Source organism: Streptomyces sp. NPDC050560 (assembly GCF_044457285.1).
Taxonomy (GTDB): Bacteria; Actinomycetota; Actinomycetes; order Streptomycetales; family Streptomycetaceae; genus Streptomyces.
In genome coordinates, this window is sequence record NZ_JBITGT010000017.1 from 1 (window position 1) to 18,968 (window position 18,968).

Annotated in this window: 2 protein-coding genes; both read right to left on the reverse strand. The window is 74.5% G+C overall.

Annotated features, from left to right (window positions below; translation table 11 throughout):
* The coding region (locus ACIBIW_RS31040; protein ID WP_399341068.1) for a type I polyketide synthase at positions 1 to 7,643 on the reverse strand (7,643 nt) is incomplete at its 3' end.
* A gap of 83 nt (positions 7,644 to 7,726) precedes the next feature.
* Entirely contained in the window at positions 7,727 to 18,922 is an 11,196-nt protein-coding gene (locus ACIBIW_RS31045) for a type I polyketide synthase (protein ID WP_399340885.1), read from the reverse strand.
* Positions 18,923 to 18,968: the final 46 nt, after the last annotated feature.

The following is an 18,968-nucleotide window of genomic DNA, read 5'->3' on the forward strand; positions in this document are numbered from 1 at the left end:
GCTTCGAACTCCTCCAGCATGGGGTTCATGAGGGGGGAGTGGAAGGCGTGGGAGACCTTCAGGCGGGAGGTCTTGCCGCCCCTCTCCCTCACCGCGTCCGCCACCGCCTCCACGGAGGCTTCCGCCCCTGAGACGACCACGGAGCGGGGTCCGTTGACGGCGGCGATCGCCGCGTCGGTGACGCCGTCGAGGAGGGCGCGTACGTCGTCCTCTGTGGCCTGGAGGGCGATCATGGCGCCGCCGGAAGGCAGCGCCTGCATCAGGCGGCCTCGGGCGGCTACGAGGGCTGTGGCGTCGGCCAGTGAGAACACCCCGGCCACGCATGCGGCGGCGATCTCGCCGATCGAGTGCCCGGCGACGATGTCGGGCCGCAGGCCCCACGACTCCACGAGCCGGAACAGGGCGACCTCGACGGCGAACAAAGCGGGCTGCGCGTACTCGGTACGGTCGAGGAGGGCGGCCTCGTCCGAGTCCTCCGGCGCGAACATGATGTGCCGCAGGGGGTGTTCGAGCAGGGGGTCGAAGTGGGTGCACACTTCGTCCAGGGTGTCGGCGAAGACGGGGAAGGTGTCGGCGAGTTCGCGGCCCATGCCCACGCGCTGGGCGCCCTGTCCGGTGAAGAGGAACGCCAGCCGGCCGCCGGTGGCGGTGGCTTCGACCAGGCCCGTGGTGGTCTCGCCCGATGCGAGAGCCCGAAGCGCCGTAAGGGCTTCTTCGGGGCCGGTGCCGACGGCCACCGCGCGGCGGTCGAAGTGGGCTCGTGTTGTGGCCAGTGCCAAGGCGGTGTCCGCCGGGGCGGGGGCGTCCTCGCCCGTGAGCAGTTCCAGCACGCCCCGGGCCTGTGCCCGTAGCGCGGCGGGGCCGGTGGCGGACAGCGGGAGCAGCACCGGGCCCGAGGCGGTCTGATGGCCGGTGGGGGTGTCTCCCTCCGGCGCCTCGGGGGTCTTCGGCGCCTCGGGTGCCGTGGGGGTCTCCTCTGGGGCCTGTTCGAGGATGACGTGGGCGTTGGTGCCGCTGATGCCGAACGAGGAGACGCCCGCCCTGCGGGGCCGTCCGGTGGTCCAGGGCACCGCGTCGGTCAGCAGCTCCACCCGGCCCGCCGTCCAGTCCACATGGGGTGTGGGCTCGTCCACGTGCAGGGTCTTGGGCAGTACGCCGTGGCGCATGGCCATGACCATCTTGATGATCCCGGCGACACCGGCGGCGGCCTGGGTGTGGCCGAGGTTGGACTTGATGGAGCCGAGCCGGAGGGGCTGGTTGTCGGGGCGGTTCTGTCCGTAGGTGGCGAGGAGGGCCTGGGCCTCGATGGGGTCGCCGAGGGTGGTGCCGGTGCCGTGGGCTTCCACGGCGTCGATGTCGGCGGGGGTCAACTGGGCGCTGTCCAGGGCTTGTTTGATGACGCGCTGTTGGGAGGGGCCGTTGGGGGCGGTGAGGCCGTTGCTGGCGCCGTCCTGGTTGACGGCGGAGCCGCGTACCAGCGCGAGCACTTGGTGGCCGTTGCGGCGCGCGTCGGAGAGGCGTTCGACGACGAGGACGCCGACGCCCTCGGAGAGGCTGGTGCCGTTCGCGGCGCCCGCGAACGCCTTCGCCCTGCCGTCGGACGCCAGGTTGTGCGCCCTGCTGAAGTCGATGAACGTCTCGGGCGTGAACATCACCGACACACCGCCCGCGAGGGCGAGCGAGCACTCGCCCTTGCGCAGCGCCTGCACGGCCAGGTGCAGCGCCACGAGCGACGACGAGCACGCCGTGTCCACGCTCACCGCGGGGCCTTCGAGACCGAGGGTGTACGAGACGCGGCCCGAGGCCACGCTGCCGAGGCTGCCGTTGCCGAGGTAGGTGTCGACGCCCTCTGGCACCGGGGAGTTGCCGAGGCGTGAGGCGTAGTCGTGGTACATGATCCCGGTGAACACGCCGGTACGGCTGCCGCGCAGCGCGTGCGGGTCGAGCCCGGCGCGCTCCAGGGCCTCCCAGGACGCTTCGAGGAGCAGCCGCTGCTGGGGGTCGGTGGCCAGGGCCTCGCGCGGGGAGATGCCGAAGAACTCGGCGTCGAAGTCGGCCGCGTCGTACAGGAAGCCGCCCTCGGCCGTGTGGCTGGTGTGGGGGCGCATGCCGACGGGGTCGCAGATCTCCGCGAGGTCCCAGCCGCGGTCGTCGGGGAACGCCGAGATCCCGTCGCGGCCCTCGGCCAGCAGCTCCCACAGCTCCTCGGGGCTGGTGACACCGCCGGGGAAGCGGCAGCTCATGCCGACGATCGCCACCGGCTCGTCGGCGACCGCGCCCGCCGCAACCGCGGGGCCCGTGTCCTCCGGCTCCTGTGCGCCGCCGAGTTCGGTGCGCAGGAACTCCGCGAGGGCGACCGGTGTCGGGTGGTCGAAGACCAGGGTGACCGGCAGCCTGACGCCCGCGGCCGCGCCCAGCCTGTTGCGCAGCGCCACGGAGGCGAGCGAGTCGAAGCCGAGGTCCCTGAAGGCGCGGTCCGGGTCGACGGCGGCCGCGCCCTCGTGGCCGAGGATGGCCGCGACCTGGGTGCGTACCAGATCGAGCAGCAGTCGGCGGCGCTCCGGCACCGCCATCCGCGCCAGCCGGTGGGCCAGTGTGTCGCCGCCGCCCGCCGCGGCCGACGCCACCGCGCGCCGCGCCACCGGCCGTACCAGGGCGCCCAGCAGCGGCGGCGGGCCGCCCGGCCGGTTGCGCAGCGCCCCGAGGTCCAGCCTGACCGGCAGCAGCACCGGGGCGCTGCCGCGGACGGCGGTGTCGAAGAGGGCGGCGCCCTCCTCCGCGGAGAGGCCCACCACGCCCGACTGCGCCATCCTGCCGACGTCCGACGCCGAGAGGTGCGTCGTCATGGCGGACTGCTGCGCCCATAGTCCCCAGGCGAGGGAGTGGGCGGGGAGGTGGTGTTGGGTGCGGTGGTGGGCGAGGGCGTCGAGGAAGGCGTTGGCGGCGGCGTAGTTGGCTTGTCCTGCGGCGTCGAGGGTGGCGGCGGCGCTGGAGTAGAGGATGAAGTGGGTGAGGTTGAGGTGGGTGGTGGCGTGGTGGAGGTGCCAGGCTGCGTCGGCTTTGGGGGCGAGTGTGGTGTGGAGGTGGGTGGGGGTCTGGTTGGGGAGGGTGGCGTCGTTGAGGGTGCCTGCGGTGTGGATGATGCCTTTGAGGTGGGGGAGGTTGTGGATGAGGGTGGTGATGTGGTCGGGGTTGGTGAGGTCGCAGGTGTGGTGGGTGATGTGGGCGCCGAGGTGGGTGAGGTGTGTGGTGAGGGTTTTGGCGTTGGGTGCGTGTGGGCCTTGGCGGCTGGCGAGGGCGATGTGTCGTATGCCGTGGTGGGTGGTGAGGTGTTCGGCGGCGAGGGCGGCGAGTGCGCCGCTGCCTCCGGTGATGAGGAGGGTGTCCTCAGGACCCCACCCCTCGAAACCGGTGGTGTCGGAGGGTTCGGGTGCCGCGCGGACCAGCCGGGGCACATGGGCGGCGCCGCCGCGCAGGGCGAGTTCGGGCTCGCCGCCCGTCAGTGCCAGGGCGGCCAGGCGGTTCGCGGACTCCGGAGTGCCGTCGGTGTCGACCAGGACGAAGCAGTCGGGCGTCTCGGCCTGCGCCGCGCGCACCAGGCCCCACACCGACGCGCCGACCAGGTCGACGGGCAGCCCCTCGGGGCCCGTCGCGCCCCGGGTGACGACGGCGAGCCGTGACGACACCGGGCGCCCGTCGCCCGACAGCCACCCCTGTAGTGCCTCCAGCACGGTGGCGAGGGTGTCGCGCAGCAGCCCGGGCACCCGCGGCGCGTCCGCCACGTCGACACCGGGGACCGGCAGGACAAACAGTTCGGGCGCGGCGTCGGCGGCCACGGGAATGCCCGCGGGCAGCAGCGGCGCGACGGCCGCGGGGTCCTCCGGCTCCGTGCCCGGCAGCAGGGCCCAGGGGGTGTCGGCCGCCGTGGCGTCGTCCTGCCACGGCCGCCACTCCACCCGGAACAGCGCGTCACGGTGCGGCGCCCGGCTGCCCGACAGGCCGTCGAGCGCGACCGGGCGCAGCAGCAGCGCGTCGACGGACGCCACCGGGGCGCCCGCCGGGTCGGACAGGGTCAGGGACACCGCGTCGTCCCCCGCGGGTGCCACCCGCACCCGCAGCGCCGCCGCGCCCACCGCGCGCAAGCTCACCCCGCTCCAACTGAAGGGCAGCCTGATCCGCTCCGCCGTGCCCGCGGTGTCGAAGGGGCCGAGGCCCGCGGCGTGCAGGGCGGCGTCGAGGAGCGCGGGGTGCAGGCCGAATCTCGCGGCCTCGCCGCTCACCTCCTCCGGCAGGGCGACCTCGGCGAACACCTCGTCGCCGCGCCGCCAGGCCGCCGTCAGGCCCTGGAACACCGGCCCGTACCCGTAGCCCTCGTCGGCGAGGCGCCCGTACAGGTCCGTCACGTCGAGCGCGGTGGCACCCTCGGGCGGCCACGGTGCCGCGGTGTCGGCGGGCTCGGCACGTGGCGGCTCGGGGACGAGGAACCCGGTGGCGTGCCCCGTCCACGCGGTGTCCTCGTCGCCGTCGGCCGCCGCGCCGCCCGTCGGCCGGGCGTGGACCGCCACCGGGCGCCGCCCGCCGTCGTCGGGCACACCGACGAACACCTGGAGCTGGACGCCGCCCCTTTCGGGCAGCAACAGCGGTGCGGTCAAGGTGAGTTCGTCGATACGGCCGCAGCCGACCTGGTCGCCCGCGCGGATGGCGAGTTCGACCAGTGCCGTGCCAGGCAGCAGCACCGCGCCCCCCGCGGCGTGGTCGGCGAGCCAGGGATGGGTGTCGAGCCCGATACGGCCCGTCAGCACCGCGCCGTCGGCGTCGGCGAGGCCGACCACCGCGCCGAGCAGCGGGTGGTCGGCGCCGTCGAGGCCCGCCGACGCCACGTCGGAGCCGCCCGCGTCGGGGCGTGGCCAGTACGGGCGGCGCTGGAACGGGTAGGTCGGCAGCTCCACCCACGTCGGCGCGTGCGGCGCGAACACCGGCTCCCAGTCCACGGCCACCCCGCGCGCCCACGCCTCACCGAGCGCGAGGTGGAAGCGGTCCATGCCGCCGTGGTGTCTGCGCAGCGAGCCGACCGACGCGGCGGGCCGCCCGGCCGCGTCCCCGGTCTCCTGGATGCCCATCGCCAGCACCGGGTGCGGGCTGGCCTCGACGAACACCGTGTACCCCTCGGCGAGCAGCGCCCTCGTGGTCTCCTCGAAGCGCACCGTCCTGCGCAGGTTGCGGTACCAGTACGCGGCGTCGAGCCCGCTGGTGTCGATGACGGACGCGGTCACCGTCGAGTAGAACGGCACACGCGAGGCGCGCGGAGCGATGTCCGCGAGGACGTCGAGCAACTCGTCCTCGATCGCCTCCACATGGGCGCTGTGCGAGGCGTAGTCCACGGGAATGCGCCGCGCCCACACGCCGTCGGCCTGGAGTTCCGCGAGCAGTTCGTCGAGCGCGTCGGAGTCCCCGGAGACCGCCACCGAGCCCGAGCCGTTGACCGCAGCCACCGACAGCCGCCCGTTCCAGCGGCGCAGCCGCTCCTCGACCAGGCCGGCGGGCGAGGACACCGACATCATGCCGCCGGGGCCCGTCAGCCGCCCGGCGATGGCCCGGCTGCGCAGCGCCACCACCCGGGCGGCGTCCTCCAGGGAGAGGGCGCCCGCGACACACGCCGCGGCGATCTCGCCCTGGGAGTGGCCGACGACGGCCGCGGGCCGCACCCCGTGGGCGCGCCACAGCTCGGCGAGCGACACCATCACCGAGAACAGCACCGGCTGCACCACGTCGACACGGTCCAGGGCGGGCGCGTCCTCGTCGCCGCGCAGCACCGCGAGCAGGTCCCAGTCGGTGAACGCGCCGAGCGCCCGCGCGCACTCCTCGATGCGCCGCGCGAACACCGGTGCGGTGTCGAGGAGTTCAAGGGCCATCCCGGCCCACTGCGAGCCCTGCCCGGGAAAGACGAAGGCCACCTTGGCGCGGCCCGCGGCCGTGCCGGACGCCAGGTTGTCGGGGGTGTCACCGGCCGCGGCCGCCCGCAGCCCCGCGAGCAGTTCCTCCCGGCCGCCCGCGACCAGCACCGCCCGGTGCTCAAGCGCGGCGCGGGTGGTGGCAAGCGAGTGCCCGAGGTCGGCGAGGCGCAGCCCGAGGTCGGCCGCGACCCGCTCGGCGAGCCGCCCGGCCTGCGCGCGCAGCGCCGCCTCGCTCTTCGCCGTGATCAGGAATGGCAGCGCGGTGGCTGCGGTGCCGGGTCCGGCGGCAGGAGCCGCCCCGGCCGCCGGGGCCTGCTCGATGATGACGTGCGCGTTGGTGCCGCTGAGCCCGAAGGACGACACCGCGGCGCGGCGTGGCCGGTCGCGCTCCCACGGCACCGGCTCGGTGAGCAGCCGTACGGAGCCGTCCTCCCAGTCCACCTTCGCGGACGGGGTGTCCACGTGCAGGGTCCTCGGCAGCACCCCGTGCCGCAGCGCCATCACCGACTTGATCACCCCGGCGACCCCGGCGGCGGCCTGGGTGTGCCCGATGTTCGACTTGACGGAGCCGAGCCACAGCGGGTCGTCGGCGGGCCGGTCGCGGCCGTAGGTGGCGAGCAGCGCCTGCGCCTCGATGGGGTCGCCGAGCACGGTGCCCGTGCCGTGCGCCTCCACGACGTCGACGTCGCCGGTGGCGAGGCCCGCGTCGGCCAGCGCCTGCCGTATCACCCGCTGCTGCGAGGGCCCGTTGGGCGCGGTGAGGCCGTTGCTCGCGCCGTCCTGGTTCAGCGCGGAGCCCCGTACCACCGCGAGGATACGGCGCCCGCCCCGGCGGGCGTCGGACAGCCTCTCCAGGACCAGCATGCCGACGCCCTCGCCCCAGCCGGTGCCCGCGGCGCTGTCGGCGAACGAGCGGCAGCGGCCGTCGAGCGCGAGCCCGCGCTGCCGGCTGAACTCGATGAACGTACGCGCCGTGGACATCACGGTGACACCGCCCGCGAGCGCGAGCGAGCACTCGCCCTTGCGCAGCGCCTGCACCGCCAGGTGCAGCGCCACGAGCGACGACGAGCAGGCCGTGTCCACCGACAGGGAGGGCCCTTCGAGGCCCAGCGTGTAGGAGACACGGCCCGAGACGATGCTGCCGTCGGTGCCGGTGACCATGAACCCCTCGGCGCCCTCGGGTACCGTGCCCACCCGCACCGGGTAGTCCGTCGCCATCACCCCCGCGTACACACCGGTCCTGGTGCCCGCGAGGGCCTGCGGGTCGATCCCGGCCCGCTCGAACGCCTCCCAGGACACTTCGAGGAGCAGCCGCTGCTGGGGGTCGGTCGCGGTCGCCTCGTGCGGGCTCATCCCGAAGAACGCCGCGTCGAACTCCGGCGCCCGGTGCAGGAATCCGCCCTGCCCGGTGTAGCTGGTGTGCGGCCGGGTGCCGTCGGGGTCGACCACCCGGTCGAGGTCCCAGCCCCGGTTCGCGGGGAAGCCGGTGATGGCGTCGGTGCCCGAGTCGACGAGCGACCACAGGTCCTCGGGGGACTCCACGTCCCCGGGGAAGCGGCAGCTCATGCCCACGATCGCCACCGGCTCCGCGGCGGCGGCCGTGGCCTCGTCATAACGCCGCCGCAGCCGCTCGTTCTCCAGCAGCGAGGTGCGCAGCGCCTCGGCGATCTTCTGCACGGGTGTGTCCACGGTCGTCACTCGCATTCCTGCTCGCTCGTATGACTTGAGTCGCTTACGACGGGACGGGGCCCCGAACCGGGGCCCCGCCGCGGTCACTCGGGCTGTTCCGAGTCGCTGCGCTCGAATGCCTCGCGCACGAGATCGTCGATGTCCATCGCCAGGATGGCGCCGCTCTGGTCCTCCCCGCCGCCGGACCCGGCGGCCCCGTCCGCACCGTCCGCGCCATCGGCGGGGGCCAGCGCGAGCAGCGCTTCGAGCAGCCCCGCCTCCCTGACCCGGGCCAGCGGCACCGAGGCGATGATCCGCCGCAGCGCCTCCTCGTCCGCGTCCTGCTCCGCCGCCGGGTCCGCCGCCGTGTTCGCCGTCGTGGGCCCGGCGCTCGTCGCGATCTCCTCGACGGCCGGCAGCAACTCCTCAAGCAGGTACTTCGCCAGTGCCTCGGGCGTCGGATAGTCGAAGACCAGGGTGGCGGACAGCCGTTGCCCCGTCGTCTTCTTCAGCCTGTTGCGCAGTTCCACCGCGGTGAGCGAGTCGAACCCGGAGTCCTGGAACGCCCGCGCCGGGTCGAGCGTGGAGGCGTCGGCGTGCCCGAGCACCGCCGCCACCTCGACACAGATCATGTCTTCGAGCAGGTGCAGCCGCTCGTCCTCGGCCAGCGGCGCGAGCCGCTGTTCGAGCGTCGCGGGGTCCACGGGGGCGGCCTGCGCCGCCGGGTGCGCGGCGGGCCGGGCGGCGCCGTGGGCCGCCGCGAGGCCGAGGTTGTCGGTCAACGGCGGTGTGGGGCGCCGGGGGTTGATCCTGACGGGCAGCACCGCGGGCCGCCCGGCGCCCAGCGCGGTGTCGAGGAGGGCGAGGTTCTGGGCGGTGGTCAGCGGCAGCAGGGGGCCGTTGGCCAGGCGGTCCAGGTCGCTCCTCGTGAGGGTGGCCGCCATGCCCTGCCCGGTGTTCCAGAGTCCCCAGGCGAGGGAGTGGGCGGGGAGGTGGTGTTGGGTGCGGTGGTGGGCGAGGGCGTCGAGGAAGGCGTTGGCGGCGGCGTAGTTGGCTTGTCCTGCGGCGTCGAGGGTGGCGGCGGCGCTGGAGTAGAGGATGAAGTGGGTGAGGTTGAGGTGGGTGGTGGCGTGGTGGAGGTGCCAGGCTGCGTCGGCTTTGGGGGCGAGTGTGGTGTGGAGGTGGGTGGGGGTCTGGTTGGGGAGGGTGGCGTCGTTGAGGGTGCCTGCGGTGTGGATGATGCCTTTGAGGTGGGGGAGGTTGTGGATGAGGGTGGTGATGTGGTCGGGGTTGGTGAGGTCGCAGGTGTGGTGGGTGATGTGGGCGCCGAGGTTGGTGAGGTGTTCGGTGAGTTGGGTGGCGTTGGGTGCGTGTGGGCCTTGGCGGCTGGCGAGGGCGATGTGTCGTATGCCGTGGTGGGTGGTGAGGTGTTCGGCGGCGAGGGCGGCGAGTGCGCCGCTGCCTCCGGTGATGAGGAGGGTGTCCTCAGGACCCCACCCCTCGAAACCGCTCTGGGGCGCCTCGGGCCGCGCCACCTCCGCGAGCCGGGCCGCGTACACCCCGTCCGTCGTGACGGACACCCACGGCTCGCCGCTGGCGACGGCGGCCGGGAAGCGGCGCAGCGACGCCTCGGCGCCGTCCCAGCCCGCCAGTACGAAGCTGCCAGGGTTCTCCTGCTGGGCCGCGCGCACCAGGCCGCCGACCGCGGACTCCACGAGGCCCCCGGGGCCGTTCGCGCCTTGGGCCACCACGACCAGCCGGGACGACGCGAACCTGTCCCGCGCCAGCCACTGCTGGAGCGTGCCGAGCACACCGCCGAGCACCTCGCGCAGCCGTACCGGCAGGGTGGTCCTGGCCTCCGGGTCCGCGGGGTCGGGGTCGAACGCCGGGCACGGCAGCAGCACCACGGGCGGCACCGCGTCGCCGAGCGCGTCCAGGTCCCGGCACGCCGTCGTGCCCGTCCAGGACCACTTCTCCGCCTCGGGGCCGAGCACCACCCAGTTGTCCGGGGCCGCCTCGGGCCCGTCGGCCGCGACCGGCACCCACTCCACCTCGTACAGCGGCAGCGCACCGTCCCCGGCCGCCGCGATCTGCTCCGCGGACACCGGGCGCGCCGCCATCGAGCGCACCGTCGCCACCGGGGCGCCCGCCAGGTCGGCGAGGTCGAGCGACACCGTGTCCGCGTTCCCGCCGACCGCCGAGAGCCTGACCCGCAGCGCGGTCGCCCCCGAGGCGTGCAGCGACACATCGCTCCACGCGAACGGCAGGGTCGCACCGCGCCCCGGCTCCCTGTCCCCGCCGAGCAGTTCGCCCGCGTGCAGCGCGGCATCGAGGAGCGCCGGGTGGAGGCCGAAGGCGCCCGCGGTGCCGTGTGCCTCCTCCGGCAGGACCACCTCGGCGAACACCTCGCCGCCGCGGCGCCAGGCGGCGCGCAGGCCGCGGAACACCGGGCCGTACCGGAGGCCGTCGGCGGCCAGCGTCTCGTAGAGCCCGCCCACGTCCACGGGGGTGGCGCCGCGCGGCGGCCACACCCCGAGATCGGCCCCGCCGGGCGCCGCCCCGGCGCCGGAGGCGAGGAAGCCGCTCGCGTGCCTGGCCCAGGCGTCGGGCGCCGCGTCCGGCACCCGCGAGTACACGCCCACCGTGCGCCGCCCCGCGCCGTCGGGCTCGCCCACGGACACCCTCAGGTCGCGCGCCCCGGACTCCGCCAGCGCGAGCGGCGCTTCGAGCGTCAGCTCCTCAAGCAGCCCACAGCCCACCTGGTCGCCCGCCCGCAGGGCGAGTTCGACGAGCGCGGCCCCGGGCAGGAGGGCCGTGCCCATGACGACATGGTCGGCGAGCCAGGCGTGGGTACGCAGCCCGATCCGCCCCGTCAGCACCACACCGCTCGACTCCGGCAGGGTGACCGCGGCGCCCAGCAGCGGGTGCTCCGCCGCCGCGAGACCCGCGGAGGCCACGTCGGCCCGCCCCGCCACCGCGTCGATCCAGTAGTGCTGGTGCTGGAAGGGGTACGTGGGCAGGTCCACGGGCCCGGCCGGGCGACCGGCGTGCAGAGCGCTCCAGTCGACCGTGTGCCCGTGCGCCCAGAGCCGGGCGAGCGCGGTCAGCGCCTCGGGCCGCTCGGCCCTGCCGCGCCGCAGCAGCGGCACGAACCGGGCGCCGTTGTCGTCGGGCAGCGCGTCGGCGGCCATCGCGGTGAGGACCGCGTCGGGTCCGATCTCCAGGAAGGTGGTCACACCGTCGTCGGCCAGCGCCCGCACCCCGTCGGCGAAGCGGACGGCTTCGCGTACGTGCCTGACCCAGTACCCGGGTGAGGCCAGATCGCCAGGCGCCGCGGGGCCACCCGTGAGGTTGGAGACGACCGGCACCAGGGCGTCGTGGTAGGTGAGCGTGGAGGCGACCGCTTCGAACTCCTCCAGCATGGGGTTCATGAGGGGGGAGTGGAAGGCGTGGGAGACCTTCAGGCGGCTGGTCTTGCCGCCGTCGGCCTTCACCGCCTCCGCCACGGCGTTCACTGAGGCTTCCGCCCCTGAAACCACTACGGAGCGGGGCCCGTTGACGGCGGCGATCGTGGCGTCGGTGACGCCGTCGAGGAGGGCGCGTACGTCCTCTTCTGTGGCCTGGAGGGCGATCATGGCGCCGCCGGAGGGCAGCGCCTGCATCAGGCGACCGCGCGCGGCTACGAGGGCTGTGGCGTCGGCCAGCGAGAACACCCTGGCGACACACGCGGCGGCGATCTCGCCGATCGAGTGCCCGGCGACCACGTCGGGCCGCAGGCCCCACGACTCCACGAGCCGGAACAGGGCGACCTCGACGGCGAACAGGGCGGGCTGCGCGTACGCGGTCTGGTCGAGAAGGCCAGCCTCGTCCGAGCCCTCCGCCGCGAACATGACCTCCCGCAGCGGGCGTTCGAGCAGCGGGTCGAGGTGCGTGCACACCTCGTCCAGGGCGTCGGCGAACACCGGGAAGGTGTCGGCGAGTTCGCGCCCCATGCCGACGCGCTGGGCGCCCTGCCCCGTGAACAGGAACGCCAACCGGCCCTCGGTCACGGTGTCTTCGACCGCTGCCTCGCCGGACGCCACGGCCCGCAGGCCCGCCAGCGCCTCGGCACGGTCCGCGGCGACGACCGCCGCGCGGCGTTCGAGCTGGGCACGCCTTGTCGTGAGCGCCACCGCCACGTCCGCAGGGTCGGGGGCGCCGTCGCCGTCCAGGAGTTCCACCAGGTTCTGGGCCTGCGCCTTCAGCGCGGCGGTGCCGCGGGCGCTCAGCACCAGCGGCGGCAGGGGCGCGGTCGAAGGGCGCTTCTGCTCGGGCTCCGTCGCCTCCGGCAGGTCGGGGGCCTGTTCGAGGATGACGTGGGCGTTGGTGCCGCTGATGCCGAACGAGGACACCCCCGCCCTGCGCGGCCGCCCGCTCTCCCAGGCACGCGCCTCGGTCAGCAGCTCCACCCGCCCCGCCGACCAGTCCACCTTCCGCGACGGCTCGTCCACGTGGAGGGTCTTGGGCAGCACACCGTGGCGCATGGCCATGACCATCTTGATGATGCCCGCGACCCCGGCGGCGGCCTGGGTGTGGCCGAGGTTGGACTTGATGGAGCCGAGCCGGAGGGGCTGGTTGTCGGGGCGGTTCTGTCCGTAGGTGGCGATGAGGGCCTGGGCCTCGATGGGGTCGCCGAGGGTGGTGCCGGTGCCGTGGGCTTCCACGGCGTCGATGTCGGCGGGGGTCAACTGGGCGCTGTCCAGGGCTTGTTTGATGACGCGTTGCTGGGAGGGGCCGTTGGGGGCGGTGAGGCCGTTGCTGGCGCCGTCCTGGTTGACGGCGGAGCCGCGTACCAGCGCGAGCACTTGGTGACCGTTGCGGCGCGCGTCGGAGAGGCGTTCGACGACGAGGACGCCGACGCCCTCGCCCCAGCCGGTGCCGTCCGCGGCCTCGGCGAACGAGCGGATGCGCCCGTCGCTCGCCAGGCCGCGCTGCCTGCTGAAGTCGATGAAGGTGTCCGGCGTCGACATCACCGTCGCACCGCCCGCGAGGGCGAGCGAGCACTCCCCGGCGCGCAGCGCCTGGATCGCCCAGTGCAGCGCCACCAGTGACGACGAGCACGCCGTGTCCACCGTCACCGCGGGGCCTTCGAGACCGAGGGTGTACGAGACACGGCCCGAGGCCACGCTGCCGAGGCTGCCGTTGCCGAGGTAGGCGTCGACGCCCTCGGGGAGGGCCGAGTCGCCCAGGCGTGAGGCGTAGTCGTGGTACATGATCCCGGTGAACACGCCGGTACGGCTGCCGCGCAGCGCCTCGGGGTCGAGCCCGGCGCGCTCCAGGGCCTCCCAGGACGCTTCGAGGAGCAGCCGCTGCTGGGGGTCGGTGGCCAGGGCCTCGCGGGGGGAGATGCCGAAGAACTCGGCGTCGAAGTCGGCCGCGTCGTGCAGGAAGCCGCCCTCGATCGAGTACGTCTTCCCCGGCTTGCCGGGCTCGGGGTCGAAGATCTCCTCGACGTTCCAGCCGCGGTCGGCGGGGAACGTCGAGACCCCGTCGCGGCCCTCGGCCAGCAACTCCCAGAGTTCTTCCGGGGTGGTGACGCCGCCCGGGTAGCGGCAGCTCATGCCGACGATCGCCACGGGCTCCTCGGCGGCGGTGTCGGACGGCGCCGCGGGGGCCGCGGGTGCGGCGGGTGCGGTGGCGCCGAAGAGCTGTTCGCCGAGGTGGTCGGCGAGCGCCTGCGGCGTCGGATAGTCGAAGACGAGGGTCGCGGGCAGCCGCAGCTCCGTCGCCTTGTTCAGCCGGTTGCGCAGCTCCACCGCCGACAGCGAGTCGAAGCCGATCTCGGAGAACGCCCGCCTGGGGTCGACCGCCGCCGGGCTGTCGTGGTGCAGCACCCCGGCGACATGCGTACGGACCAGTTCGAGCATCGCGCGCTCGCGCTCGTCGGCGTCGAGACCGCCGAGCCGTCCTGCGATCTCGGGGCCCGTGGCCTCCTGCGCCGCGGTGTGCGCGGTGGGCCTGGCCCGGGTGGCGGGGCCGAGGTTCGCGGTGAGCGGCCGGGCGGGGTGCCCGGGGTTGATCCTGACGGGCAGGAGCGCCGGGTGCCGGGTGGTGAGGGCGGCGTCGAGCTGGGCCAGGTTCTGCGCGGTCGTCAGATGGAGCAGCGGCCCGCCGTCGAGACGGTCGAGGTCGCTCTTGGTGAGGTCGGCGGCCATGCCACGGCCGGTGTTCCACAGGCCCCAGGCGAGGGAGTGGGCGGGCAGGCCGCTCTCCGCGCGGTGCAGGGCGAGGGCGTCGAGGAAGGCGTTGGCGGCGGCGTAGTTGGCCTGTCCGGCGCCGTCGAGGGTGCCGGCGGCGCTGGAGCAGAGGACGAAGTGGGTCAGCCCCAGGTGTGCCGTGGCCCGGTGCAGATGCCAGGCGGCGTCCGCCTTGGGGGCGAGCACGGTGTCCAGGTGTGCCGGGGTCTGGTTGGTGAGGATGGCGTCCTCGACGGTGCCCGCGGTGTGGAGCACGCCCCTGAGGCGGGGGAGCGCCCCGACCAGCGCGCTCACCTGGTTCGGGTCGCCGACGTCGCAGGTGTGGAGGGTGACGCGGGCGCCGAGGTCGGTGAGGTGTGCGGTGAGTTCGGCGGCGTCGGGGGCCTCCGCGCCCCTGCGTCCGGCGAGGGCGAGGCTCCGTACGCCGTGGTGGGTGACGAGGTGTGCGGCGGCGAGGGTGGCGAGGCCGCCGGTGCCACCGGTGATCAGCAGGGTGTCTTCCGGGTCCCACGCCTCGAAACCGGTGACAGGGGAGGCGTCGGCCCCCGGGGTGACCCGGGCGAGCCGGGACACCCGGAACGCGCCCGCCCGCAGGACGAGTTCGGGCTCGCCGCCCGCGAGTGCCGCCGCGAGGGCGGCAGGCTCGGACTCTACGCCGTCCCAGTCCAGCAGCGTGAAGCGGTCGGGGTGCTCGGCCTGCGCGGAGCGTACGAGGCCCCACACCGCGGCGCCCGCCAGATCCACGGGCTCTTCGAGACCGTCCCTCGGACCGACCGCGCCCCTGGTCGCCACCACCAGCCTCGACGACGCGAACCGCTCGTCGGCCAGCCACGCCTGGAGCGCTTCCAGCACACCCCCGGTGGCCGTGCGCACCAGGCCCGGCACATCGTCGCCGTCCGCGCCCCGGGGGCAGGGCAGCACCACGACGTCCGGTACGGGGCCGGGCGCCCCGGCGAGCGCGGCGAGACCGGGGTGCGCGGTGGCGCCTGTCCACTCCCACCGGTCGGCCTCGGCGCCGAGCGCCGCCCAGGTACCGGCGGCGGGCGCGCCCCGGTCCCCGGCGGCGGGCAGCTCGTCCCAGGTCACCGCGTACAGATGGGTGTCGGCCCCGTCGCGGGCCGCCGCGATCTGCTCGGCCGACACCGGGCGCATCGCCAACTCGCCGACCTCGGCGACGGGTTGGCCCGCGGGGTCGCTGAGCAGCAGCCGCAGCCCCGCATGGGCGGTCCGGGTGACGCGCACCCGCAGCGCGGTCGCGCCGGTGGCGTGGAGGCGTACCCCGCCCCAGGAGAAGGGCAGCACGGTCGGCGCGTCGGGGTCGCTGTCCGCGCCGAGGTCGGTGGCGTGCAGCGCCGCGTCGAGGAGCGCCGGATGCAGCCCGAACAGGGCCGCGTCGTCATGCGCCCCCGCGGGCAGCGCCACCTCAGCGAACACCTCGCCGCCCTGCCGCCAGGCGGCCTTGAGGCCCTGGAACACGGGCCCGTAGTCGTAGCCCTCGGCGGCCAGCCGGCCGTACACGTCGTCGAGCGGCAGCGGCTCCGCGCCCGGCGGCGGCCAGGCCGACGGGGCGAAGTCGGCGCCGGAAGAGGGGGGTTGGTCCGTGAGGGTGCCGGTGGCGTGCAGGGTCCATGGGGTGTCGTCGGCGGCGCCGTGCGGCCGGGAGTGGACGGTGACCGAGCGGTCGGACGCGGAGGTCTGCACCCGCAGGTCGGTGAACGCGTCGGACCGCAGCGCCAGCGGCGCGTGCAGGGTCAGCTCCTCCAGGTGGGGCGCGCCGGTGTGGTGCCCCGCGTGCAGGGCCAGCTCCACGAACGCGGTGCCCGGCAGCAGCGGCGTCCCCATGATCGCGTGATCGCCGAGCCACGGGTGGCTCCGCGCGCCGACCCGGCCGGTGAGCACGGTGGTGTCGGTGCCGGGGGCGGTGACGAGCGCGCCCAGCAGCGGATGGTCCGCGGCCGCCTGCCCCAGGGCGGCGACGTCCCCGCCCTCGGGGACGCTCTCAAGCCAGAAGCGCTGTCGTTGGAAGGGGTAGGTGGGCAGGTCGACGTGCCGTGCGGGGCGGCCGGTGTGCAGTGCCGCCCACTCGACGTCACGGCCCTGCGTCCACAGTCGGGCGAGTGCGGTCAGTGCCTCGGTCCGTTCGGGCCTGCCGCGGCGTAGCAGGGCGAGGGTCCTGGTGGTGTCGTCGGGCAGGCTGTCTGCTGCCATGGCGGTGAGGACGGCGTCGGGGCCGATCTCCAGGAAGGTGGTGACACCGTCGTCGGCGAGGGTGCGTATCCCGTTGGCGAAGCGGACCGCCTCGCGGACATGGGTGACCCAGTACTCGGGCGAGGTGATCTCGCCGGGCGCCACGGCGCGCCCCGTCACATTCGAGACGACCGGGATCTGCGGCTCCGCGTAGTCCAGCACCTCGGCGATCTGCCGGAACTCGTCGAGCATCGGGTCCATGAGCGGGGAGTGGAAGGCGTGCGAGACCTTGAGACGGGAGGTCTTGCCGCCCTCGGCCTTCACCGCCTCCATCACGGCGGTCACGGAGGCTTCCGCTCCTGAAACGACCACGGAGCGTGGCCCGTTGACGGCGGCTATCGCGGCATCCGAGACACCGTCGAGAAGCGCGCGTACGTCCTCTTCTGTGGCCTGGAGGGCGATCATGGCGCCGCCGGAAGGCAGCGCCTGCATCAGACGGCCTCGGGCGGCTACGAGGGCCGCCGCGTCGGCCAGCGAGAACACCCCGGCCACACACGCGGCGGCGATCTCGCCGATCGAGTGCCCCGCCACCACGTCGGGCCGTACGCCCCACGACTCCACGAGCCGGAACAGGGCGAACTCGACGGCGAAAAGGGCCGGTTGTGCGTACTCGGTATGGTCCAGCAGGGCGGCCCCGTCCGAGCCCTCCGCCGCGAACAGTACGTCCATCAGGGGCAGTTCGAGCTGGATGTCGAGGTGTCCGCACGCCTCGTCGAGGGCGTCGGCGAACACCGGGAAGGCGGCGGCGAGTTCACGGCCCATGCCGATGCGTTGGGCGCCCTGCCCCGTGAACAGGAACGCGAGACGGCCCCCGGCCACCCGGTCCCGTACCGTCCCCGTGGCGTCTTCGCCGCCGTCGGCGAGGGCGCGCAGGCCCGCGAGCAGGTGTGCACGGTCCGCCGCGGGTACCACCGCGCGGTGGTCGAGTTCGGCCCTGCTGGTGGCGAGTGCCACCGCCACGTCCCCGGGGTCCGGGGCGCTGTCGGACTCCAGCAGCCCGAGCACGCCGCGCGCCTGCGCCGCAAGGGCCTCCCCGGTGCGGGCGCTGAGCACCAGCGGCAGCGCCGGGGCGTCGGCGCCGGGGCGCTCCCCGGCCTCCCCGATCTCTTCCGAGGTGGGCGGCTCCTCGATGATGACGTGCGCGTTGGTGCCGCTGATGCCGAACGCGGAGACACCGGCGCGCCGCGGCCTGCCGTCCGGGGTGTCCCAGGGCCTGGCCTCGGTCAGCAGCTCCACCCGGCCCGCCGACCAGTCGACATGCGGGGACGGCGCGTCCACATGCAGGGTCTTCGGCAGCACACCGTGCCGCATCGCGAGCACCATCTTGATCAGGCTGGCCGCGCCGCCCGCCGCCTGGGTGTGCCCCAGGTTGGACTTGGCGGAGCCGAGCCACAGCGGCCGGTCACCGGGGCGCTCCTGCCCGTAGGTGGCGAGGATGGCCTGCGCCTCGATCGGGTCGCCGAGCTTGGTGCCGGTGCCGTGCGCGTCGACGGCGTCGACGTCGGCGGGGCGGAGACCGGCGTTGGCGAGCGCCTGGAGGATCAGCCGCTGCTGGGAGGGCCCGTTGGGCGCGGTCAGGCCGTTGCTCGCGCCGTCCTGGTTGACGGCGGAGCCGCGTACCACCGCGAGCACCCGGCGCCCGGCGCGCCGCGCGTCGGAGAGCCGCTCCATGACGAAGACACCGGCGCCCTCCGCGAAGCCGGTGCCGTCCGCCGCCTCGGAGAACGCCTTGCAGCGGCCGTCGGGCGCAAGACCCCGCTGTCTGCTGAAGGCCGTGAACATGCCCGGGCTGCCCATCACCGCCACCCCGCCGACCAGGGCGAGCGTGCACTCCCCGGCGCGCAGCGCCTGCGCCGCCAGATGCAGCGACACGATGGAGCCCGAGCAGGCGGTGTCCACCGTCACGGCCGGGCCTTCGAGACCGAGCGTGTACGAGACCCGTCCCGACGCCACACTCGGAGCGTTGCCGGTCATCAGATAGCCGTCGAGGCCGACCGGCGCCTGGTGGACCCGGGTGCCGTACTCGTGCACCTCGGCGCCGAAGAACACCCCGGTGCGGCTGCCGCGCAGCGACGCCGGGTTGATGCCCGCGCGCTCAAGCGCCTCCCACGAGGTCTCCAGGACCAGCCGCTGCTGTGGGTCCATCGCCAGCGCCTCACGCGGGCTGATCTTGAAGAAGTCCGCGTCGAACTCGGTGGCGCCCGCGAGGAAACCGCCCTTGTCGACATACGACTTGCCCGGCCGGTCCGGGTCGGGGTCGAACATCCCGGGGACGTCCCAGCCGCGGTCGGTGGGGAAGTCGCCGAGGACTTCACGGCCCTCGGCCATCAACTCCCAGAAGTCCTCGGGGGAGTCGACACCGCCCGGGTAGTGGCAGCCGATGCCGACGATCGCGATCGGCTCGTCGTCCTCCGCGGCAGGCTCGGGCAGCGCCACCGCGACGGGCTCGGGCGCGATCCCCAGGGCCCTGCCGCGCACATAGCGGCTCAGCTCGACCGGGGTCGGGTGGTCGTACGCGACGGTGAGCGGCAGCCCGACACCGGTGGCCGCGACAAGACGGGCGTGCAGGTCCACCGACGACAGCGAGTCGAAGCCCAGTTCGAGGAAGGGGCGCGCGGTGTCCACCGTGTCCCCGGTGTCGGGGCGAGCCCGGCGCAGCGCGGCGACCGTCTGCTCGTGCACGATCTCCAGGACCACGCGCTCCTGCTCGGCCGGGGTCAGCCCGGTCAGCCGCTCGACCAGGGCGGACCGTGGCGTCTCGGGCTCGTTCCTCGGCTCGCCACCGGACTCGGAAAGAACGTTCTCGGACTCGGTCATTCGGTGCACTCCAAAAAGAATTCCGGGGCGAGGAACACGGCAGGAA